At 52.0% G+C, this 20,692-nt stretch carries 22 protein-coding genes and 1 other annotated feature; of the genes, 10 read left to right on the forward strand and 12 right to left on the reverse strand.

The genetic code is table 11. The features are described from left to right. Nucleotides 1-113 precede the first annotated feature (113 nt). The 5 genes from raiA to J2125_RS06060 all read left to right on the forward strand — a co-directional run bounded on the left by raiA (nt 114) and on the right by J2125_RS06060 (nt 3,777). A complete protein-coding gene (raiA, locus tag J2125_RS06040; protein ID WP_017803680.1) occupies nt 114-446 on the forward strand; it encodes a ribosome-associated translation inhibitor RaiA in 333 nt (110 codons plus the stop codon). A gap of 97 nt (nt 447-543) precedes the next feature. Continuing rightward, nucleotides 544-668: a sequence feature (Phe leader region), on the forward strand. Beyond that, complete coding sequence (locus J2125_RS06045) at nt 545-592, forward strand: hypothetical protein (protein ID WP_198510918.1); 48 nt, start codon at nt 545-547, stop codon at nt 590-592. Its footprint overlaps the feature before it by 48 nt. A 22-nt stretch (nt 669-690) precedes the next feature. Beyond that, nucleotides 691-1,851, forward strand: a complete 1,161-nt coding sequence (gene pheA, locus J2125_RS06050; protein ID WP_017803679.1) for a bifunctional chorismate mutase/prephenate dehydratase — start codon at nt 691-693, stop codon at nt 1,849-1,851. A 109-nt stretch (nt 1,852-1,960) separates the two neighbouring features. After that, nucleotides 1,961-3,013: an ABC transporter substrate-binding protein gene (locus J2125_RS06055; protein ID WP_017803678.1), complete on the forward strand. Its 1,053-nt coding sequence runs from the start codon at nt 1,961-1,963 to the stop codon at nt 3,011-3,013. Further along, complete coding sequence (locus tag J2125_RS06060; RefSeq protein WP_017803677.1) at nt 3,013-3,777, forward strand: molybdate ABC transporter substrate-binding protein; 765 nt, start codon at nt 3,013-3,015, stop codon at nt 3,775-3,777. Before J2125_RS06055 ends, J2125_RS06060 begins: the two co-directional genes overlap by 1 nt. 52 nt (nt 3,778-3,829) lie before the next feature. Here J2125_RS06060 and tyrA read toward each other — a convergent pair whose 3' ends face one another. Together tyrA and J2125_RS06070 are read right to left on the reverse strand one after the other, a co-directional pair. Beyond that, nucleotides 3,830-4,951 carry a bifunctional chorismate mutase/prephenate dehydrogenase gene (gene tyrA, locus J2125_RS06065; RefSeq protein WP_017803676.1) on the reverse strand — a complete coding sequence of 374 codons (1,122 nt, stop codon included), beginning with the start codon at nt 4,949-4,951 and terminating at the stop codon, nt 3,830-3,832. Nucleotides 4,952-4,954: 3 nt separating this feature from the next. Beyond that, nucleotides 4,955-6,034, reverse strand: a complete 1,080-nt coding sequence (locus J2125_RS06070; RefSeq protein ID WP_017803675.1) for a 3-deoxy-7-phosphoheptulonate synthase — start codon at nt 6,032-6,034, stop codon at nt 4,955-4,957. A gap of 339 nt (nt 6,035-6,373) precedes the next feature. On the opposite strand from J2125_RS06070, the gene J2125_RS06075 reads away from it, so the two are divergent. Then, nucleotides 6,374-6,901 (forward strand): GNAT family N-acetyltransferase, encoded by a 528-nt coding sequence (locus tag J2125_RS06075; protein WP_017803674.1) that lies wholly within the window; start codon nt 6,374-6,376, stop codon nt 6,899-6,901. Between the two features lie 17 nt (nt 6,902-6,918). Here the strand turns inward: J2125_RS06075 and J2125_RS06080 are convergent, their stop codons facing one another. After that, nucleotides 6,919-8,565: a hypothetical protein gene (locus tag J2125_RS06080; RefSeq protein ID WP_157819485.1), complete on the reverse strand. Its 1,647-nt coding sequence runs from the start codon at nt 8,563-8,565 to the stop codon at nt 6,919-6,921. A 291-nt stretch (nt 8,566-8,856) separates the two neighbouring features. Between J2125_RS06080 and J2125_RS06085 the strand changes: the two genes are divergently transcribed. After that, on the forward strand, nt 8,857-9,987 hold the full coding sequence (locus J2125_RS06085; RefSeq protein ID WP_017803672.1) for an AI-2E family transporter: 1,131 nt from the start codon (nt 8,857-8,859) through the stop codon (nt 9,985-9,987). Nucleotides 9,988-10,452: 465 nt separating this feature from the next. Further along, complete coding sequence (locus J2125_RS06090) at nt 10,453-10,950, forward strand: DUF2335 domain-containing protein (protein ID WP_241764050.1); 498 nt, start codon at nt 10,453-10,455, stop codon at nt 10,948-10,950. Between the two features lie 313 nt (nt 10,951-11,263). Here J2125_RS06090 and rplS read toward each other — a convergent pair whose 3' ends face one another. From rplS to ffh, 5 genes are all read right to left on the reverse strand, one after another. Then, nucleotides 11,264-11,611 carry a 50S ribosomal protein L19 gene (gene rplS / locus J2125_RS06095; RefSeq protein WP_003849035.1) on the reverse strand — a complete coding sequence of 116 codons (348 nt, stop codon included), beginning with the start codon at nt 11,609-11,611 and terminating at the stop codon, nt 11,264-11,266. Between the two features lie 46 nt (nt 11,612-11,657). Continuing rightward, complete coding sequence (trmD, locus tag J2125_RS06100; RefSeq protein ID WP_017803670.1) at nt 11,658-12,428, reverse strand: tRNA (guanosine(37)-N1)-methyltransferase TrmD; 771 nt, start codon at nt 12,426-12,428, stop codon at nt 11,658-11,660. A 35-nt stretch (nt 12,429-12,463) separates the two neighbouring features. Continuing rightward, nucleotides 12,464-13,012, reverse strand: a complete 549-nt coding sequence (rimM, locus tag J2125_RS06105; RefSeq protein WP_017803669.1) for a ribosome maturation factor RimM — start codon at nt 13,010-13,012, stop codon at nt 12,464-12,466. An 18-nt stretch (nt 13,013-13,030) separates the two neighbouring features. Continuing rightward, entirely contained in the window at nt 13,031-13,279 is a 249-nt protein-coding gene (rpsP, locus tag J2125_RS06110) for a 30S ribosomal protein S16 (RefSeq protein WP_017803668.1), read from the reverse strand. Between the two features lie 149 nt (nt 13,280-13,428). Then, the gene (gene ffh / locus J2125_RS06115; RefSeq protein WP_017803667.1) at nt 13,429-14,790 is read right to left on the reverse strand and encodes a signal recognition particle protein; all 1,362 of its coding nucleotides are present in this window, start codon (nt 14,788-14,790) and stop codon (nt 13,429-13,431) included. Nucleotides 14,791-14,959: 169 nt separating this feature from the next. On the opposite strand from ffh, the gene J2125_RS06120 reads away from it, so the two are divergent. Beyond that, the gene (locus J2125_RS06120) at nt 14,960-15,748 is read left to right on the forward strand and encodes a cytochrome C assembly family protein (RefSeq protein WP_017803666.1); all 789 of its coding nucleotides are present in this window, start codon (nt 14,960-14,962) and stop codon (nt 15,746-15,748) included. A gap of 25 nt (nt 15,749-15,773) precedes the next feature. Next, nucleotides 15,774-17,060: an HlyC/CorC family transporter gene (locus J2125_RS06125; protein WP_017803665.1), complete on the forward strand. Its 1,287-nt coding sequence runs from the start codon at nt 15,774-15,776 to the stop codon at nt 17,058-17,060. A 62-nt stretch (nt 17,061-17,122) separates the two neighbouring features. On the opposite strand, the gene luxS is transcribed toward J2125_RS06125, so the two are convergent. The 4 genes from luxS to yqaB all read right to left on the reverse strand — a co-directional run bounded on the left by luxS (nt 17,123) and on the right by yqaB (nt 20,424). Beyond that, nucleotides 17,123-17,638 carry an S-ribosylhomocysteine lyase gene (gene luxS / locus J2125_RS06130; RefSeq protein WP_017803664.1) on the reverse strand — a complete coding sequence of 172 codons (516 nt, stop codon included), beginning with the start codon at nt 17,636-17,638 and terminating at the stop codon, nt 17,123-17,125. Nucleotides 17,639-17,793: 155 nt separating this feature from the next. Further along, the gene (gene gshA, locus J2125_RS06135; RefSeq protein ID WP_017803663.1) at nt 17,794-19,398 is read right to left on the reverse strand and encodes a glutamate--cysteine ligase; all 1,605 of its coding nucleotides are present in this window, start codon (nt 19,396-19,398) and stop codon (nt 17,794-17,796) included. Between the two features lie 31 nt (nt 19,399-19,429). Continuing rightward, a complete protein-coding gene (locus tag J2125_RS06140; RefSeq protein ID WP_026112063.1) occupies nt 19,430-19,861 on the reverse strand; it encodes a YqaA family protein in 432 nt (143 codons plus the stop codon). Beyond that, nucleotides 19,858-20,424: a fructose-1-phosphate/6-phosphogluconate phosphatase gene (yqaB, locus tag J2125_RS06145; protein WP_017803661.1), complete on the reverse strand. Its 567-nt coding sequence runs from the start codon at nt 20,422-20,424 to the stop codon at nt 19,858-19,860. Before yqaB ends, J2125_RS06140 begins: the two co-directional genes overlap by 4 nt. Between the last annotated feature and the right edge of the window lie 268 nt (nt 20,425-20,692).

Here is a 20,692-nt window from a genome sequence, read left to right on the forward strand (position 1 = left end):
ATTTCTCCTGATTGACAAAAAGTGACAAATTTTCGTGATCTCAATCACGCATTACACCCTTTTTCGCGCTATGCTGGGTTCACCAAGACGGAAATGACAGAGAGGTAAGTACTATGGTTCTGAACATTACCAGCAAGCAAATGGAAATCACACCGGCCATCCGCCAGCATGTCGAAGACCGTCTCGCGAAGCTTGAAAAGTGGCAAACCCATCTGATAAATCCGCATATTGTGTTGTCGAAAGAGCCGAAGGAATTTGTCGCTGACGCGACGATTAACACGCCAAATGGCCAGCTGATTGCCAGCGCAAAGAAAGAAGATATGTATGCAGCAATCAACGATTTGATTAATAAACTGGAGCGTCAGCTGAATAAAGTTCAGCACAAAGGCGAAGCCCGCCGCGCTGAAGCCAGTGTTAAAGATCTCAGCGTGGTCGACGAAGAGTAACGCAGTAAACAGCATCAACGCGCCTGAGGGCGCGTTTTTTATTGACAGTGATAAATTGCAACGGTTACTGTAAACGTTCACTGATAATGGAAACCACCATGAAACCACACCTGTTCTTCTTCGCATTCTTTTTTACCTTCCCCTGATTGGGAGGCAATTCGTCGTGTAAGAATGAATGCGAAGACGAACAACAAAGCCTCCCAAACGGGAGGCTTTTTTTTTGCACATCTGACAGGTAGCGATAATGAATACCGAAAACCCTTTGTTGGCCCTGCGTGATAAGATCAGCGCCGTGGATGAAAAATTATTAGCGCTGCTTGCCGAGCGGCGCGGACTGGCGATTGAAGTGGCGAAAGCCAAAATGGCGACCCAGCGCCCGATTCGCGATATCGATCGCGAGCGCGATCTGCTGGAACATCTGATTACGGTGGGCAAACGCCACCAGCTGGATGCGCACTACATCACCCGCCTGTTCCAGCAGATCATTGAAGATTCAGTGCTGACTCAGCAGGCGCTGTTGCAGAAACACCTCAATCAACCTGATTCCCATTCGGCGCGAATTGCCTTTCTCGGTCCGAAGGGTTCTTACTCGCACCTTGCGGCCCGTCGCTATGCCGCGCGCCACTTTGAGCATTTTATTGAAAGTGGCTGTCTGAAATTCCATGACATTATCAATCAGGTTGAAACCGGTCAGGCCGATTACGCGGTATTACCGATTGAAAATACCAGTTCCGGCTCGATCAACGATGTTTACGATCTGCTGCAACAAACCAGCCTGTCACTGGTGGGTGAGATGACGGTGCCGATTAACCACTGCGTTCTGGTGGCAGACAGCACCGATCTCCAGCAGATTGAAACAGTTTACAGCCATCCGCAGCCTTTCCAGCAGTGCAGCCAGTTTATTAACCGCTTCCCGCACTGGAAGATTGAGTACACCGAAAGTACCGCTGCAGCGATGGAAAAAGTCGCCGCCCTGAACTCGCCGAAAGCGGCCGCGCTGGGCAGTGAAGCCGGTGGCGAACTCTATAATCTGCAAGTGCTGGAGCGCGATCTGGCCAATCAGCAGCAGAATATCACTCGCTTTATCATTCTGGCGCGTAAGCCTGTCGAAGTATCACAACAGGTTCCGGCCAAAACCACGCTGATTATGGCTACCGGGCAGCAGTCCGGCGCACTGGTGGAAGCACTGCTGGTGCTGCGCCAGCATAATCTGATTATGAGCAAACTCGAATCACGTCCGATTAATGGTAATCCGTGGGAAGAGATGTTTTATATCGATGTGCAGGGCAATCTGCGTTCCGCCGAGATGCAGCAGGCGCTACGTGAACTGACGGCGATTACCCGTTCGCTGAAAGTGCTCGGCTGCTACCCGAGTGAAAATGTGGTGCCGGTCGATCCGCAATAGCACCCCGCTCAGAATCGGCCCGCCTGCGGGTCGATTCAGACCTCAAACAGTGATTTACCGGTTCAGCTTATCGCTATATTATAAAGTATATAACGATAAGGTGATAAAAATGGTAACCCGCTTCAAACACTGCGCTGTCCTGTTGTCTCTGCTGTTAATTTCCTGCCCAACGCTGGCTGCACGTCAGGTGACCGACCAGCTTGGCCGCCAGGTCACCATCCCGGATCGCGTCGATCGTGTGGTGGTATTGCAACATCAGACGCTCAATCTGCTGGTTCAGCTCGATGCCACACAAACCATGGTCGGCATTCTCAGTAACTGGAAGCAGCAGCTTGGCGATCACTATCAACGTCTGGCGCCCGCACTAAACAGCGTGCCGCTGCTGGGCGATTTAACCCACGTCGACCCGGAAAAACTGGTAGCGCTGCATCCGCAGGTGGTGTTTGTCACCAACTACGCGCCGCAGGAGATGATCGATCAAATCTCCCGGCTTGGCATTCCGGTTATCGCCATTTCGTTACGTTCAGGCGATGCAAAACAACAGGCGCAGCTGAATCCCTCACTCCAGGATGAAGATCGGGCTTACGATCAGGGACTGAAAGAGGGTATCCGGCTGATTGGCGAAGTCGTGAACCGTCAGCAGCAGGCTGAAGCGTTAATCCAGGCGGCCTTTGCTCAGCGTGCGCTTATCGCTCAGCGCTTACAGGATATCGCTCCGCAGCAACGCATTCGGGTCTATATGGCCAATCCTGAACTGACCACCTATGGCTCCGGCAAATATACCGGTCTGATGATGGCTCATGCCGGTGCGCTGAATGTCGCCGCCGCCACGGTTAAAGGCTTTAAGCAGGTGGCCATGGAGCAGGTGCTGGCATGGGACCCGCAGGTCATCTTTGTGCAGGATCGTTATCCACAGGTACCGGCGCAGATCAACAGCGCGGCGGAATGGCAGGTAATCAGCGCGGTAAAACAGCATCGCGTCTATCTGATGCCGGAATACGCCAAAGCATGGGGTTATCCGATGCCGGAAGCGGTAGGTCTGGGTGAATTGTGGATGGCGAAGAAACTTTATCCGCAAAAATTTGCCGATATTGATATGCAGACGCTGGCGCAAAACTGGTATCAGCGCTTTTACCGTACTGATTATCAGGGCGCCAACTAATGTTGCGGGTGCTGGCGGCGGGCAGCCTGCGTAAGGTATGGCCTGCGCTGATGGCGGCATTCCAGCAGCAGAGCGGCATCAGGGTGACAACGCAATTTGCTCCCGCCGGACTGTTGCGCCAGCGGATTATCAGCGGCGAACCCTGCGATCTGTTTGCCTCAGCCAATCTGGCACATCCCACGGCATTACAGCAGCAGGGGCATGCTTTGCAGGTGGCGGTTTTTGCCCATAATCAGCTCTGCCTGACGGCGAAAGCTGACGTGGTACAGGCTGATGATAACTGGCTGACCCTGCTCGCCCGGCCGCAACTGCGGCTGGCGACCTCAACGCCGGAAAGCGATCCTTCCGGAGATTACGCCTGGCAGCTGTTTGATCGGATTGAGCAGCAGCATCCGGGCGTTGGCAACAGCCTGAAAAAGCGCGCACTCTGTCTGGTGGGAGGCGCGGAAAGCCCGCCGATTCCCGCCGGAGAGCTGGCCGCCAGCTGGCTGATTAATCATCATCGCGCCGAGCTGTTTCTCGGCTACGCCAGTTATTGGGCGGAATTACAGACCGGGCCGACTCTGCGCACCCTTGCTATTGCACCCGCTTATCAGCCAGCGATAGCCTATGCTTTCGCGGTTTGTCAGCCGCAGGCTCAGCCACTGGCAGAATTTCTGTTAGCGGCAGAAGCGCAGCGGCTGCTGGCGGCGGCCGGGTTCAGGCAAGAAGAAAGCTGGAGTGAAATCATCGACACGGGCGGCGAAAACGCCACCCCTACATGAGACTGGTTTCGTAAAGGCGGCGTTTTCGCCGCCCTCTGTCTTAGGCCTTTAGTTACAAACGACTGTCATTAGCCTGACGCAACAGCGTGCGGCTTTCCACCAGGAAGCGTTTGGCATAATCACCAAACCAGTGCTCCACACGACGGAAGCTGTCGATAAACGCCTGCTTATCGCCCTGCTCCAGCAGTTTAATCGCCTCACCAAAACGCTGATGATAGCGCTTGATCAGTTCGAGATTGCGGCCGGAAGACATAATAATATCTGCGTACAGCTGCGGATCCTGGGCAAACAGACGTCCTACCATCGCCAGCTCCAGCCGGTAAATCGGTGAAGAGAGCGCCAGCAGCTGCTCCAGCTGCACATTCTCTTCCGCCAGATGCAGACCATAGGCAAACGTGGCGAAGTGGCGCAGTGCCTGGATAAATGCCATATTCTGGTCATGTTCCACGGCGCTGATGCGATGCAGCCGCGCGCCCCACACCTGAATTTGCTCCAGCAACCACTGATACGCTTCCGGCTGACGGCCATCGCACCAGACCACCAGCTGTTTCGCCAGGCTGCCGCTGTCCGGGCCAAACATCGGGTGCAGACCCAATACCGGACCGCTGTGCGCCGCCAGCATCGCCTGTAGCGGACGATTTTTTACCGATGCCAGATCGACCAGGATACAGTCATCCGGCAGCTTCGGCAGTTCAGCAATCACCTGCTCAGTCAGATGGATCGGCACGCTGATCATCACCATTCCGGCATCGCTGAGCATGCTTTCCGCCTGATCCCAGTCGCCTTTATCGAGGATTTTCACCTGATAGCCCGACAGGGTAAGCATCTTTTCAAACAGCCGTCCCATCTGCCCTTTGCCGCCGACAATCACCACCGGACGCAGTTCAGGACAGAGCGTTTTAAAACCTTTATCATTTTCGCTGGAGTAGGATTCGCGCATCACACGGCGCAGCACATCCTCAATCAAATCAGGTGGTACGCCCAGCGCTTCCGCCTCTTTACGCCGCGAAGCCAGCATTGAGGCTTCGCGTTCCGGAACATAAATCGGTAATCCATAACGACTTTTCACTTCGCCAACTTCGGCAACCAGTTCCAGTCGTCTGGCCAGCAGATCGAGCAGCGCTTTATCAACTTCATCGATTTGATCGCGTAGCGCGGTCAGTTCAGCCACCATACATTAAACCTCTTGTGACAGACGCGCCGTCAGCACTCCGCTCAGGCTCTGATGAATCTCACGCAGCAGCGTATCGGTGGTTTCCCAGTTGATGCAGGCATCAGTCACGGAAACACCGTGGCGCATGGCGCTGCGTGGCTGTTCAGAAGACTGATTGCCTTCATTAATATTGCTTTCCAGCATCAGGCCGATAATCGAACGGTTGCCATCTTTAATCTGCGCGATTGCAGACTCAGCCACAGCGGGCTGACGACGATAGTCTTTGTTTGAGTTGCCATGACTGCAATCTATCATCAAGGATGGACGGAGTCCCGCCTGAAGCATCTCTTTTTCACACTGCGCCACATCCTGCGGGCCGTAGTTCGGCGCTTTACCACCACGTAAAATCACATGGCCATCCGGGTTGCCCTGGGTTTGCAGCAGACAAACCTGACCCGCCTGGTTAATGCCGACAAAGCGGTGTGGCATCGCTGCGGCGCGCATGGCATTGATCGCGGTGCCGAGGCTGCCGTCTGTACCGTTTTTAAAACCAACTGGCATCGACAGGCCAGAAGCCATTTCGCGGTGCGTCTGTGATTCGGTAGTACGCGCACCGATCGCCGACCAGCTAAACAGGTCGCCAAGGTATTGCGGGCTGTTAGGATCCAGCGCCTCTGTGGCCAGCGGCAGCCCCATTTCCACCAGATCCAGCAGCAGGCGACGCGCAATATGCAGGCCCGCTTCCATATCGAATGAATTGTCCATATAAGGATCGTTGATCAGCCCTTTCCAGCCGACGGTGGTACGGGGTTTTTCAAAATAGACGCGCATCACGATATACAGCTGATCCTTCAGCTGCTCAGAGATCTGTTTCAGAGAACGGGCATATTCCAGCGCGGCTTCAGGATCATGAATCGAGCAGGGACCACAAACGATCAACAGGCGATGATCTTTACCACTAATAATGTCAGAGATAGTCTGACGGGAAGCGGAAATCTGTGCGGCCAGCTGGGCGTCTAACGGAAACTGTTTTTTCAGCTCTTCCGGAGTAATCAATACTTGTTCATCAGCGATATGAACATTATTCAGCGCGTCTTTTTGCATGATCCTGATCCTTTCTCACTCGTTTATGCGTTCGTGGTGATCCTCAATGAGGTCAGGCTTACTTTACCACAGAACGTAAAGCCTGCAATCCATGAGTGTACACTTTATTTACCACTTAATATAAAAACGCTGTTATTTTCTATAAAAATACATATAAATCAAATGCATATCAAATTAACACCAAGACAGCAAAGTGTATATTTAACTTTACAGTCATGAGTGCCATTTTGTTTCACTAGCGCTATAAATCGCCGTAAAATCCGTTACCTGCATTAAAATCGCAATCCCTGCCCTGTCGCTTTATGCTGTAAAGCAGCAGAGACAAGCGAGGAGCTGCCAATGAATATCCATCTTCGTCCTTTTGCCATGCAGGATGCAGGCGCTTTCGCCACCGCGATTAATGAATCGCTGGAGAGTTTACTGCCCTGGATGGTCTGGGCGCATGCCGGTTATAACAAACAACAGGCGCGTCAATGGTTTGCCTTTACCCATATGCAGCGCGAGAAAGGCGAAGCCGATGAGTTCGGTATTTACGATGATCAGGGCCAGCTGCTAGGCGGCGCCGGATTACGCTATCCACAGGATAAAGCCAGCCTGTGCGCCATTGGCTACTGGGTACGCAGCAGTCAGCAGCGTAAAGGGATTGCCCGCCAGGCGGTAAAACAGCTGGCGGCGCTGGCCTTCCAGTGCCCGGAGATTAACACCATTGAAATTCTGGCAGCAGAAGCCAATCTGGCAAGTCGTGCGGTGGCGGTTGCCAGCGGCGCAGAGTTTATCGACCTGCGCTACGGTTTAATTATTCTCGACAGCGGGCCAGTCAATACCGCTATTTATCATTTAAAGCGGCCGCATCAGGCTCATAAATAAATGGACAACCGGATCAGTTAATCCGGTTTATCTTTGACTGAGCGGCCACCTGCGTTTGTGGCGAATTTTTGCTGCATCTGCAGGGCATTAAGCTCATCGCGCGATCCCACCTTCGCCACCGCTGTTTGCCAGTTTGATCCACCCGCACGCGCCGGGCGTGACATTTCAGCGCTGACCGGCGTCCTGGCGCTGTTTTGCAGTGACTCCATACTTTCGCCTTCCAGCTGCGCCGCCACCGGATTGCCTGGCCGGGAAAAGGTTTGCAGCGGAATGCTGTTCGACTCGCCCGACGCGATGCTGGTGCTGTCACCCGCGGACTCCAGACTCTGGCGTTCAAGATCCGCCGCCACCGGGTTACCCGGGCGTGGAGGAGCCTCCTCAGCTGGCGCGTTAGTGGTATTGTTTTCGCCCCAGAGCCGCTTAGCGACATCCAGTTGCGGGTGAGTATCAAAAAAGTGATCAATCGCCTGATCGTTACGTGTCGGCGCGGGTCCGGCAATGGTGCCGGCAATGCCCTGCAACGCATAGGCGCCAGCCGAGGTCACCAGGTTCACCGCCTGTTCTACCGCCTGCTGTGACGCGAGGTTCTCAGTGCCACTTTGCATATGGGCGCGCGTCAGATTCTTTAATGCATTGACACCACCCAGACCAGCCGCCAGCGTCATGGTTTCCGCAACCATATTGCCGGAAAACGGGTTCATCAGCCCTTTCGCAATCTGGCGCGGCGAAGTCAGCATATCCTGAGCGGCAGTAATCAGCCGGTCTTTGGTTCCCGAGATCATCTGCCCGCTAATAGTGGTCTGGTCGAGTTGCCGGAAACGCTCCCGCCAGTCAGTGCGACCGAGTAAAAACTCCGGGCCGTGCAGAGAATTATTTCTGTTGGCGACAACATTACTCAGCGCGCCAGCGGCTGGCGTTAATGCCGTGCCCAGGGTGGTATTCGCCGCCAGACGTGGTTTTTCGGCTAAAGTCGCTGTGCCAACGGCGGCAGTACCTGTTACCAGGTTTCTGGCGTTAAAACCGGTTCCGCCCAACAGCGCCTGTTGCATGCTATGCCCAAGCCCCTCGCGGCGATCAACCAGCTCCTGCATCACCGGCTCAAGTTTGTCATGGTCGGCGACCATCCATTTGGCATCTTTCACCGCATTAGCCAGCACCTTATCTGAATACGCTTTCAGCACGATGGCGGAACCGCCCGCCATTACCCCACCAATAACATCGGAAGTCAGTGAGCCTTTGGTGGTGTTAAAAAACAGATTGGCGGCAGTCGACAGCGTTTCAGCCGGGAAGCCGGAAGCCGCAAATGAAACAGTGGTGAGCGCCCCTTCAGCCGCAGCGGTAATATCATCCAGTTTCAGCCCCTTGCTCAGCACGGCTTTGGCGCTATCGCGGTCATAACCCATTTCATCCAGTCCGGTAGCGCGGTCATGCATCAGCTCCTCCATACCTTCGCCGCCCGGGAAATAGTCTCTTAACAGATTATGCAACTCGCTGATGTTTCTCTGGCTCTCAGATTCCACGCTGCTGGCGCTGCTGGTACTGCTGCTGCTGTTCGTACGACTCAGGCTGTTACCCCGGGTCTGTTCTGGCTGAGAATTGGTGGGACGGGAAAAATTAGGTATCGGTCGCTGACCGTTAGCGGAGATGCCGTTTTGCATAATCAATACCACTCCATACAAGAAATAAACAACGATATGCATAAGTGGCAATGGCAGAAAATGGGTTGCAGAGAAATCACTTTTTCTTATACATCTGTGAAGCAGCTCAATAAATGGCCGCTGCGTCAGTGCCGGTTAATAGCGCAGTCGGTAAAAAAACAAGATTAATTTGGTGGTTAAAAACCATGATAAACAACGAAGTAGAACACAATCTCTTTTCTGCTCTTCTCGCTTAAGTTGCTTAATCAGCATTTCCTAATATGATTCGTGGCAAATGCATATTCCTGAGAGATAAAAATGAGAGTGAAAGGCATCGCCAAAGGATTCTTTATATTGATCCTTTTCTTAGTCACGCTGGCTTTTTTTGGGGTTTTAGAGCCCTACTATTCATCGGTGTTGTGGGCAACCATACTGGCGGTTATTTTCCATCCGCTAAAGACCAAAATGCGTAATGCAATGGGTGACAGAAATGGACTGGCTTCACTGCTTACCATTCTGGTGATATGCCTGATTGTATTTACCCCTCTCAGCCTGATTGCGTCATCGCTGGCGATTGAATTTAATGTGGTGTATCAGAAACTGCAGAACAACAATACACAGCTGCCGACAATTCTTGCCGACACCCTGCAGCATCTTCCCGGTTGGGCGCAGCAATTTCTTACCGAGCATGATCTGAATAATGCGAAAGAGATTCAGCAAAAAATGTCAGATTTTGCACTGCGTGGCGGACAGTATTTAGCCGGCAGTGTGTTCCTGATCGGTAAAGGGACTTTCAGCTTTGCGGTTGGTTTTGGCGTGATGCTTTATCTGCTGTTCTTCCTGCTAAAAGATGGCGCTTATCTGATTAACCTGATTCTGCAGGCTTTGCCACTGTCGAGTTATGTTAAGCACCATCTGCTGATGAAGTTCGCGGCGGTTGCCCGCGCAACGGTGAAAGGCACGGTGGTGGTAGGCGCCGTTCAGGGCTTGCTGGGTGGACTGGCGTTTTACTTCACGGATATTGACGGCAGTATGCTGTGGGGCGCGTTAATGGCCTTCTTATCGCTGATACCGGCGGTAGGTTCAGCCATCATCTGGGTGCCGGCGGCAATTTACCTGTTTGCCTCAGGCATGCTGTGGAAAGGCATCTTTATGGTGGTGTTCTTTGTGGTGATTGTCGGTCTGGTCGATAATATTCTGCGACCACTGCTGGTCGGCAAAGATACCAAAATGCCTGACTATCTGATTCTGATTTCTACCCTGGGTGGTATGGAGGTCTACGGCATCAATGGCTTTGTTATTGGACCGCTTATTGCCGCGCTGTTTATTGCCTGCTGGAATCTGCTTTCCGGACGCGACCACCAGGGCAATATCGATGAGATCGATGAGGAGTTTATCGAAGAAGGTAAGGATGCCCCAGAGGCTGAAGCGGAGAAGGATAATCCGTAGCTTATAATGCAGACACTGGAGAGCGGCTTATTTGCCGCTCTTTTTTTGGGTGAGAAAAGTGGTGGCTATGCTAATTGACTGGCTCACCAGTGCTGGTCACTGTTGGCTAATAATATAAATCCCACTTAATAAATAAAGAAAATATAAATAAAAACACAATTAACACATATTACATAATTAGTAATTTCAAATAACCACAACGTCAAAATGTTTATTTCTGTTTTCAACCTTTCTGAAAACGAGTAATCTACCTTTAAAGTATTGATCGACTCTTCCTGTTTACCTTAACGAAAAGGCATATCATGTTACGCGTTATCCAAAGATATTTACAAACTGCCGGAAGCATCTTTGATTTGATGCCTGCGACCAATTATACCAGGCTGATATTGCAAAAGACTGATGCTGAAAACATGGCAGGTGATTGCAGATCTATAGGAAATGACATCGAAATGAGTATCAGTGATTATGGAAGAGATCAAAGGCATGGACGGCTGCACGCAACCACAAGAAGTTAAAGAGTCGCAGTCAAACGAGCTCGTTGATAAGATTGAGTCCGAATTAGTCGACAACCCGGTAATCCTTGAGCTACTACTTAGCAGGCCACAAGTGATGTCGCTTGTCGGTCGCACCGCTTTCAAAGGCCCACTTCCTCCCCCAGCAATGCTGAAAGCCTATAAAGATATAGATCCTGACGCGGTTAAATGGATTATGGAGCGAAGTGAAAGAGAGCAGTTGCATCGTCATAAGGTCACTGAAAATAGTGTCGATGGAAACATAGGTAAGGGCCGTCGGGGACAATGGATGGCTTTCTCAATAACTCTTTTAATTTTAGCTATTGCGACTATTTTTGCCTGGAAAGGGCAAGTGGTTTTCGCGGGGACACTTATTACTATTGATTTAATCGGTCTTGTATCAATATTCGCCTTGGGACGGATTATCAAATCTCCTGATGAGACCTTGTAAATAACCTGGTATAACGATTTATTCAGTAGCTGCGACGGTAGCTGTTGGCAGGAAGAAAGTAATTATAATTGACAAGCCGTTGCCCACCTAATTTCACCTTTTCGATGTTATATAAAATCTGCAATAATGTCTCTTAATGTGTATGTTAGATCACGATCTGAAAGCAAGTAAAGCCTGCCAGTACCCATCATAAGCTTCAACATAGTCATGCATGTATATTCCATCCCTTTGTAGCCACAACCAAAAAAAGGGGCTGACCAGTTGGCCAACCCCTTGTTTGCTATTAACTTTTGGATGCAGCGTAAGCTGTATCTTAGTTAAGACGCTCTTTGATACGAGCTGACTTACCAGTACGCTCACGCAGGTAGTACAGTTTGGCTTTACGCACGGCGCCACGACGTTTAACAGCGATGCTGTCGATTACTGGTGAATGCGTCTGGAATACACGCTCAACACCTTCGCCGTTAGAAATTTTACGAACAGTGAATGCAGAGTGCAGACCGCGGTTACGAATAGCGATAACCACGCCCTCGAATGCCTGCAGACGTTTTTTAGAACCTTCAACGACCCATACTTTCACTTCCACGGAATCACCCGGACGGAATGAAGGTACATCCTGTTTCATCTGCTCTTGTTCAATTTGCTTAATAATGTTGCTCATAATTAAATCTCTTATCCTGGGTAAACTGATATTTAAGGAGGTAGCGTTACGCTTTACCTGCCGCATCATCGTTTTGGTGCCCGGAGAATTCCCGTTGGAACTCTGCCAGCAACCTTGCTTGCTCTTCAGTCAGAGCCAGGTTTTCCAGAAGTTCAGGTCTTCTAAGCCAGGTACGGCCCAACGACTGTTTCAGACGCCACCGGCGAATATCGGCATGGTTGCCCGACAGTAAGACTGGCGGAACCTCCATCCCTGCTAACACTTCAGGTCGGGTGTAGTGTGGACAATCCAGCAAACCTTCCGAAAACGAATCTTCTTCGGCTGAAGCCTGTTTGCCCAGTACGCCTGGAATAAACCGGGATACTGAATCAATCAGGGTCATTGCTGGTAGCTCACCACCACTCAGCACATAATCGCCAATCGACCATTCTTCGTCGATCTCGGTTTTGATTACGCGCTCATCAATCCCTTCATAACGACCACACACCAGAATTAACTTCTGGTTGGTCGCCAGTTCGCAAACACCGTTTTGGTCAAGTTTGCGCCCCTGAGGTGAAAGATAAATCACCTTTGCGCCTTCCCCTGCCGCTGCTTTCGCTGCGTGGATGGCGTCCCGTAAGGGTTGCACCATCATCAGCATTCCCGGTCCGCCGCCGTAAGGACGTTCGTCTACGGTACGGTGCCGGTCATAAGCGAAGTCACGAGGACTCCAGCTCTGAATGCTTAGCAGGCCGTTTTTTACTGCCCGACCAGTTACTCCGTAGTCGGTAATCGCGCGAAACATCTCTGGAAACAGGCTAATTATGCCAATCCACATTGATGGAACCGTCTGTTTACCGCAATCTTCGGAGGTCAAAAACCAGGATCCCAATCTACTTCAATGGTGCCGGTAGTGAGATCGACATTCTTGATAACCTGTTCATCAAGAAACGGAATTAACCGCTCCTTTGCACCGAATGCATCTTTCAGGTTTGCTCTGACGACGAGAACGTCGTTTGAACCGGTTTCCATCAACTCAGTGACTTTACCCAATTCATAGCCTTGCGTAGTGACAACCTGGCAACCAATAAGGTCTTTCCAGTAATAGTCACCCGTATCCAGCGCTGGCAATTGCCCGGAATCGACCACAATTTCGCAATTGGTGAAGAGTCCCGCAGCATCACGATCGTCAATGCCTTTGACTTTGATGATCATATCCTGATTGTGGCGCTTCCAGCCTTCCAGCTCGATAAGCTGCCATTGACCCGCACGCTGGATAAACCACGGCTGATAGTCAAAAATGCTTTCGGCGTCTTCGGTGGAGGAAAACACTTTGAGCCAACCACGGATACCGTAGGCTCCACCCATCTTACCGAGAATTAACGGCTGAACAGGGGATTTCGCGGCGTGTTGCTTGCTCATGTTGACCACCGTGACAGATTAAGCTGCTTTCTTTGCAGTCTTGATCAGCGCGTTAACGCGATCAGAAAGCGTTGCGCCCTGGCCAACCCAGTGCTCAATACGGTCCAGATCCAGACGCAGTGCTTCAGCCTGACCAGATGCGATCGGGTTGAAGAAACCAACGCGCTCGATGAAACGACCGTTGCGTGCATTGCGGCTGTCAGTGACAACTACCTGATAGAACGGACGCTTTTTCGCGCCGTGACGTGCCAAACGAATTGTTACCATAACATCCTCTTAAGTTAATAAAACACCCGGGACCCAGCGAGGGGCGGGACCCGGGTGCAATATAAAAAGCCCGAAAATTTTACTCATTTTGGCGCAAAAAGCAATCGAAAGCTCACTATGCTTTCCGGCCAGCCGATTTTCGGGCCTGGTTAGCGACCGGGGAATCCCGGCGGCATCATACCTTTCATGCCACGCATCATCTTCGCCATGCCGCCTTTTTTCATCTTTTTCATCATACGCTGCATGTCGTCGAACTGCTTCAGCAAGCGGTTCACGTCCTGCACCTGCATACCGGAACCGGTTGCAATGCGGCGCTTACGCGAACCTTTAATAATTTCTGGCTTCTCACGCTCTTTGCGCGTCATGGAGTTGATCATCGCTTCCATACGCACCAGAACTTTGTCATCCATCTGGGATTTAACATTGTCCGGCAACTGCCCCATACCTGGCAGTTTGCCCATCAGGCTGGCCATACCGCCCATATTGCGCATCTGTTTCAGCTGCTCAAGGAAGTCGTTAAGGTCGAAACCATCGCCCTTTTTCAGCTTAGTAGCCAGTTTCTCCGCTTGCGCGCGATCCACTTTGCTTTCGATATCTTCGATCAGCGACAGCACATCGCCCATGCCGAGAATACGCGAGGCGATACGTTCCGGGTAGAATGGCTCAAGCGCATCGGTCTTCTCACCGATACCCATAAACTTAATTGGCTTACCGGTAATATGACGAATTGACAGCGCCGCACCACCGCGCGCATCGCCGTCAACCTTTGTCAGCACCACACCGGTCAGCGGCAGCGCTTCATTAAACGCTTTAGCGGTATTCGCCGCATCCTGGCCGGTCATCGCATCGACGACAAACAAGGTTTCCACCGGGTTAATCGCCGCGTGAACCTGTTTGATTTCGTCCATCATCGCTTCATCGACGTGTAAACGACCGGCGGTATCCACCAGCAGCACGTCGTAGAACTTCAGTCTGGCCATTTGCAGCGCATTGTTGACGATATCAACCGGCTTCTGGCTCAGGTCCGACGGACAAAAATCAACGCCAACCTGTTCGGCCAGCGTTTCCAGCTGACGGATTGCCGCCGGACGATAGACGTCAGCCGACACCACCAGCACTTTCTTTTTATGCTTCTCGCGCAGGAACTTACCCAGTTTGGCGACACTGGTGGTTTTACCGGCGCCCTGCAAGCCCGCCATCAGTACCACGGCCGGTGGCTGCGCCGCCAGGTTCAGGGTGTTATTTTCATCACCCATCGCTGCGACCAGCTCGTTTTTCACGATCTTGACGAACTCCTGACCTGGGGTCAGGCTTTTGTTCACTTCATGACCCACCGCGCGCTCTTTGACGCGATTAATGAAGTCACGAACTACCGGCAGGGCGACATCGGCCTCCAGCAGCGCCATGCGCACTTCGCGCAGGGTTTCTTTGATGTTCTCTTCGGTCAGCCGTCCGCGTCCACTGATATTGCGCAGGGACTGCGACAAACGATCGGTTAAATTATCAAACATTGTCTCTCGCTTTTACGTCATATACAGAGGTCGCCCAGGCGACACAATTCGGCGGATTATAGCACGAAGCAATGACGATCTCTGCAATCGGCGATCAGAACGTTTGGAGCCTGCTGCTACGGGCGCTATACTGCTGTTTTTATTCACTGGCCGGTACCTGACAACATCTATGTTCGTTTTCGCGATTCTGGCGCTTCTCGCCTACTCAATCAGCCTTGCCCTGATCATCCCCAGCCTGTTGCGTAAAAACAGCGCATGGCGGCGTCTGGCGGTTCTCTCTGCCTGCGTCGCGCTGGTGTCTCACGGTATAGCGTTGCAGCAACGAATATTTGCCATGGACGGAGGTCAGAATCTTAGCCTGCTGAATATCGGGTCGCTGGTCAGCCTGCTGATCTGTCTGATTATGACCATCGTCGCTTCGCGCAATCGTGGCTGGGTGCTGTTGCCGCTGGTGTATAGCTTCGCGCTGATTAATCTCGCCTTTGCCGCGTTTCTGCCCAATGCGTTTATCACCCATCTGGAAACCACGCCGGGGATGATGATTCATATTGGTCTGGCGCTGCTGGCCTATGCCACCCTGATTATCGCCGCGCTTTATGCGCTGCAACTGGCATGGATTGATTATCAGCTGAAAAATAAAAAGCTGGCCTTCAGCCAGGATATGCCGCCGCTGATGGTGATTGAACGCAAAATGTTCCATATCACTCAGGTTGGCGTTGTGCTGCTGACGCTGGTGCTCTGCACTGGCTTGTTCTATATGCAGGATCTCTTTAACCGCGAAAACGTCGATAAAGCAGTACTGTCGATTCTCGCCTGGTTTGTTTACATCGTATTGCTCTGGGGCCACTATCATGAGGGCTGGCGCGGTCGTCGCGTCGTCTGGTTTAACTGTGGCGGCGCACTGTTGCTGACCATGGCCTACTTCGGTAGTCGCGTCCTGCAACACCTCATGTCCTGACCTTTCACCACAAGGAATTTTTGCGTTGGAACATGTTTCCACCACCACCCTGATTATCACGCTGGTCATTATGGTCCTGATTTCCGCTTACTTCTCCAGTTCGGAAACCGGGATGATGATGCTTAACCGCTATCGCCTGCGGCATCAGGCGAAAAATGGCCACCGCGCTGCGCGCCGCGTCGAGAAACTGCTGCGCCGTCCCGATCGCCTTATCAGCCTGGTGCTGATCGGTAATAACCTCGTTAATATTCTCGCCTCTTCGCTGGCGACTATCGTCGGTATGCGGCTGTATGGTGACGCCGGTGTAGCGATTGCTACCGGCGTGCTGACGTTTGTCGTTCTGGTGTTTGCCGAAGTGCTGCCGAAAACCGTGGCGGCGCTCTATCCGGAAAAGGTGGCGTTTCCCAGCAGCGTGCTGCTTGGGCCGCTACAGATTGTGATGATGCCGCTGGTATGGCTGCTGAATACCATTACACGCATGCTGATGCGCATGGTTGGCATGAAGACCGATGGCGCGATCAGCGCTGCGCTGAGCAAAGATGAGCTGCGCACCATCGTCTATGAGTCACGTTCGAAGATGTCGAGTCGCAATCAGGATATGTTGTTGTCGGTGCTGGATCTGGAAAAGGTCACCGTGGACGACATTATGGTGCCACGCAATGAGATTGTCGGCATCAACGTTAATGACGACTGGAAGTCGATTATCCGTCAGCTCAGCCACTCCCCGCACGGTCGCATCGTGCTGTATCGCGATTCGCTGGAGGATATTGTCGGCATGCTGCGCGTACGCGAAGCCTGGCGCATGATGACCGAGAAGAAAGAGTTTACTAAAGAGAATCTGCTGCGCGCGGCGGATGAGATCTACTACGTGCCGGAAGGTACGCCGCTGAATGTGCAGCTGGTGAAGTTTCAGCGCAATAAGAAGAAAGCGGGTCTGGTGGTCGATGAGTATGGCGATATTAAAGGGCTGGTCACCATCGAAGATATTCTGGAAGAGATTGTCGGTGATTTCACCACCTCAATGTCGCCAACGCTGGCCGAAGAAGTGATGCCGCAGAATGATGGTTCAGTACTGATTGAAGGCAGCGCTAACCTGCGTGAGCTGAATAAGGCCTTTAACTGGACGCTACCGGAAGAGGATGCCCGCACCGTCAATGGCATGCTGCTGGAGGCGTTACAGGAGATCCCTTCTGCCGGCACCACGGTCAGTATTGGCCATTACGCTATCGATATTCTTGATGTGCAGGAAAATATGGTCAAGCAGGTAAAGATTACACCGCAGAAACCGCTGAAAGAGTCCGTGGGATCCTGAAAACGGGCGGCGAGAACGCCGCCCCTACGCTTCTGTAGGGGAGCCGTTATCGGCTCCCACTTCTAGATATGCAGTTCCTGCAGTTTATCTTTTGGCAGCGCCAGTTCATCATTGTGATTAACGCGAATGTCACTATCAACGATATGACGCGCGATCTCCTGCGCTTCGTCCAGTGAGTGCATTTCGAAGGTACCACACTGATATTCATTCAGTTCCGGGATCTTACGCTGGTCGGTCACTTTCAGCACATCGCCCATCGCGGCTTTCCATGCGGCAGCCACACGCTGCTCATCCGGCGTACCAATCAGGCTCATATAGAAGCCGGTACGGCAGCCCATTGGTGAGATATCAATAATTTCCACACCGTCGCCATTCAGGTGATTACGCATAAAGCCGGCAAACAGATGCTCCAGCGTATGAATACCACGCTCTGGCATCACTTCTTTGTTCGGCTTGCAAAAACGCAGGTCAAAAACGGTGATGGCATCGCCATGTGGCGTATTCATGGTTTTTGCAACGCGTACCGCAGGTGCGGCCATGATCGTATGATCGACAGTAAAGCTATCCAGCAGTGGCATATTGTCACCTCCTGTTTTTAGAAAATATTTTCAGAACGATGAAACTTTTCTTATCACCGTACGTCTGAATAAGTGAAAGACGCGCATTTTGTTATCATCATCCCTGACAACACAGAGATGTTAATTTGGCCACATTGATGTGGCCATTTTCTTTTCTAGCCCGCCTTACTGGCGAGGAACGCTTCAAAACTTAACGTATCGCTCTCTTCAATTTGCTGCTGACTGGCACGGGAACGCTGCGCTTCTTCAGTAAAATCTTCTTCACTCAGCACTTCTAAATGCTCTTCTGCCAGCATATGGCGATACTGCTCCGCCAGCGCTAAGCCCGTGCCGCCGATACCGTTTTCCATCATCGCATGCAGAATTCGCGCTGAATAAGTCAGCTCCGGATCGTCAAACGACGCCACCAGCTGATCGCACACTTCCTGATAACGACGATCGCCCTGATTACCATCTAAGGTTTCGGCGACGCGACGCAGATCGCGGAACAGTTTCTTGCCGACATCCATCAGCGGTTCCTGCGCTTCTTCACAGCCCATACCGATAGTCTGGCCCGGTTTACGCCCTTCCAGAATCACACGATTCCAGTTTTTGCGGGTGCAGAGAAGTTCATCACTACTCATTTCTGGCGCATCTGCCAGAGTACACCAAATCAGGAAAAGATCGAGGAAACGCACCTGGTTGGCATCGACGCCGATCGGTGAGAACGGGTTGATATCCAGCGAGCGCACTTCGATATATTCGATCCCGCCACGTAGCAGCGCATCGGAAGGCGCTTCGCCCGATTTGGTGACCCGCTTCGGTCGAATCGGCGCATAGAGTTCATTTTCAATCTGCAACACATTGGTATTCAACTGCAAATAGTTGCCGTTTTCATCTTTAACGCCGATTTCCGCGTACTCTGCCGATGGCGTTTTAATCGCCTTCTTCAGCGCATCAACATAGTCAGGCAGATTATTAAAGGTGATGCCAAGGCTGTTCTGCGACTTATTGGTGTAACCAAGGTCGCTCAGGCGCAGCGAGGTGGCATATGGCATATACAGCATGCCCTTCTCGCTTTTCTTAAACGGCAGACTGCTTTCTTTGCCTTGCAGGAAAGAGGAGCAGATGGCCGGCGAGGCGCCAAACAGGTAAGGAATAATCCAGCCGAAGCGGTAGTAGTTACGGATCAGCCGCAGGTAACCGTCGGAGATCGCCTCTTTACCGCTCTCGATATCTTCCACGCCCGCCCACTCCTGCCAGAACGACAGCGGCAGCGAGAAGTTATAGTGGACGCCGGAGATAGTTTGCATCAGCGCGCCATAACGGTTTTTCAGCCCCTGACGATACAGGGTCTTCATGCGGCCAATATTGGAACTGCCATATTGCGCCAGTTCAATATCGTCACCGGCATCAACAAAGCACGGCATGCTAAACGGCCACATCCGCTCTTCACCGAGATCGCGCGCCACATGACGATGGATATCACGCAGGAAGGCCAGCAAATGATCGATATCATCATCAACCGGAGTAATAAATTCGAGCAGCGTCTCAGCAAAATCGGTGGTGATCCATTTATGGGTCAGCGCTGAACCGAGAGAGTCAGGATGTCCGGTGGTTGCCAGACGGCCATCTGGCCTGACGCGCAGTGTTTCACGTTCAATACCGCGGCAGATGCCAGTTAACGCGTTGGGATGAGCTTCCAGCCAGGAAAGCGCCTGTGATACGTCCGGGATCAAATTGACCTCCCGCTCAGAGAAAAATTTATTATTGTTTAGCATAATGTTAACCGTAGCCCCGAATCAGCAAGAATCAATGCCACCACTCCATGCCCTGTAATGTTGCGATCGCAACCACTATGTAACGTAGTGTCTTTCCAATAGCTAAATACAGCACCACCGGCAGCCACGACAAACGCAGCCATCCAGCAATAACGCACAGCAGATCGCCAACTACCGGCAACCAGCTTAATAACAGTGCTGCAGGACCTAAACGATTCAACCACGCTGTTGCTGTGTTATGCCATCGCCCCTGCTGCTTTGTCTGCGGCAGTAAGCGACCAATGAAAACATTCGTCAAACCGCCGAGTGTGTTCCCCAATGCGGCGATAAAAATCAACCCAGTCACTGACGACGTCCCTGCTACCAGTAAAGCGACCAGTAGCACCTCAGAACTGCCCGGAAGCAGCGTAGCGCTGAGAAAGCTACTGGCAAACAATGAACCGTAACTCAACCACTCACTCACAGCAGACGGACATCGACAGCGTCCATCCCGGCGGCTTTTGCCGCCTGCAGACCAAAGTCTGCATCTTCAAATACCACGCACTTGCCAGGCTCAACGCCCATCAGCTGTGCGCAGCGCAGAAAAGTATCTGGCTCAGGTTTATGGCGCTGCACATCGTCAGCGCCGACAAGCGCATCAAAGCAGTCGCGAATCCCTAAATGACGCAGCAGCATATCGGCCATCTGATGCTCACTTCCGGTACCGACCGACATTGGACGACGCCCGTGATACGCCTTCACCACCTCAACCAGCGGCAGAGGCTGCACTGAATCCAGCAGCATCTCTTTCAACGCTGTGGTTTTCTCAGCGGCGAGCGCATAAGGATCGAGATCCGCCTGATGGCTGGCGATAATAAACTGCGCAATGCGCCAGGTTGGAGAGCCATTCAGTCCGATAATAGCGGCTTCGTCAAAGGTCATGCCGTGACGCGCCAGCACTTCGCGCCAGGCTTTACGATGCGTCGGCTCCGTATCCAGGATGGTGCCGTCCATATCGAAAATCAAGCCGTCATAACGATCGTACATTGTCTCTCCAGCATTATCGCAACCAGTCTTTACTTTATCGTAAAGTCCCTGGGTTGTCGCTGTTAGCGATTAACAGCAAATGCTTTGAAAGCATTGGGGATTTTATAAATCAGATAAAGGTCAGGGAGGGAAAACCATTAAAAACAGATAATTTCAGCGAAAACAGGGAGTGTGGAGTGATTGTTTAATTTATCAGGAGAGAAACGGCAAATGATGTATCCAGGAGGGTGACCCGGCTTCGCCTAGCCCTGCGGGCCATTGCTGAAGC

This window comes from Winslowiella toletana, from assembly GCF_017875465.1.
In the GTDB taxonomy this organism is placed as follows: domain Bacteria; phylum Pseudomonadota; class Gammaproteobacteria; order Enterobacterales; family Enterobacteriaceae; genus Erwinia; species Erwinia toletana.

Excerpts from the sequence above, each read along its gene's own strand:
- luxS (WP_017803664.1), bottom strand. The coding sequence starts at position 17,638 with ATGCCACTGCTGGATAGCTTTACTGTCGATCATACGATCATGGCCGCA.
- J2125_RS06070 (WP_017803675.1), bottom strand. The coding sequence starts at position 6,034 with ATGCAAAAAGACGCGCTGAATAATGTTCATATCGCTGATGAACAAGTA.
- J2125_RS06085 (WP_017803672.1), top strand. The coding sequence starts at position 8,857 with ATGAGAGTGAAAGGCATCGCCAAAGGATTCTTTATATTGATCCTTTTC.
- J2125_RS06055 (WP_017803678.1), top strand. The coding sequence starts at position 1,961 with ATGGTAACCCGCTTCAAACACTGCGCTGTCCTGTTGTCTCTGCTGTTA.
- pheA (WP_017803679.1), top strand. The coding sequence starts at position 691 with ATGAATACCGAAAACCCTTTGTTGGCCCTGCGTGATAAGATCAGCGCC.
- ffh (WP_017803667.1), bottom strand. The coding sequence starts at position 14,790 with ATGTTTGATAATTTAACCGATCGTTTGTCGCAGTCCCTGCGCAATATC.
- raiA (WP_017803680.1), top strand. The coding sequence starts at position 114 with ATGGTTCTGAACATTACCAGCAAGCAAATGGAAATCACACCGGCCATC.
- J2125_RS06075 (WP_017803674.1), top strand. The coding sequence starts at position 6,374 with ATGAATATCCATCTTCGTCCTTTTGCCATGCAGGATGCAGGCGCTTTC.
- rimM (WP_017803669.1), bottom strand. The coding sequence starts at position 13,012 with ATGAGCAAGCAACACGCCGCGAAATCCCCTGTTCAGCCGTTAATTCTC.
- trmD (WP_017803670.1), bottom strand. The coding sequence starts at position 12,428 with ATGTGGATTGGCATAATTAGCCTGTTTCCAGAGATGTTTCGCGCGATT.
- rplS (WP_003849035.1), bottom strand. The coding sequence starts at position 11,611 with ATGAGCAACATTATTAAGCAAATTGAACAAGAGCAGATGAAACAGGAT.
- gshA (WP_017803663.1), bottom strand. The coding sequence starts at position 19,398 with ATGCTAAACAATAATAAATTTTTCTCTGAGCGGGAGGTCAATTTGATC.
- yqaB (WP_017803661.1), bottom strand. The coding sequence starts at position 20,424 with ATGTACGATCGTTATGACGGCTTGATTTTCGATATGGACGGCACCATC.
- J2125_RS06060 (WP_017803677.1), top strand. The coding sequence starts at position 3,013 with ATGTTGCGGGTGCTGGCGGCGGGCAGCCTGCGTAAGGTATGGCCTGCG.
- tyrA (WP_017803676.1), bottom strand. The coding sequence starts at position 4,951 with ATGGTGGCTGAACTGACCGCGCTACGCGATCAAATCGATGAAGTTGAT.
- rpsP (WP_017803668.1), bottom strand. The coding sequence starts at position 13,279 with ATGGTAACAATTCGTTTGGCACGTCACGGCGCGAAAAAGCGTCCGTTC.
- J2125_RS06120 (WP_017803666.1), top strand. The coding sequence starts at position 14,960 with ATGTTCGTTTTCGCGATTCTGGCGCTTCTCGCCTACTCAATCAGCCTT.
- J2125_RS06090 (WP_241764050.1), top strand. The coding sequence starts at position 10,453 with ATGGAAGAGATCAAAGGCATGGACGGCTGCACGCAACCACAAGAAGTT.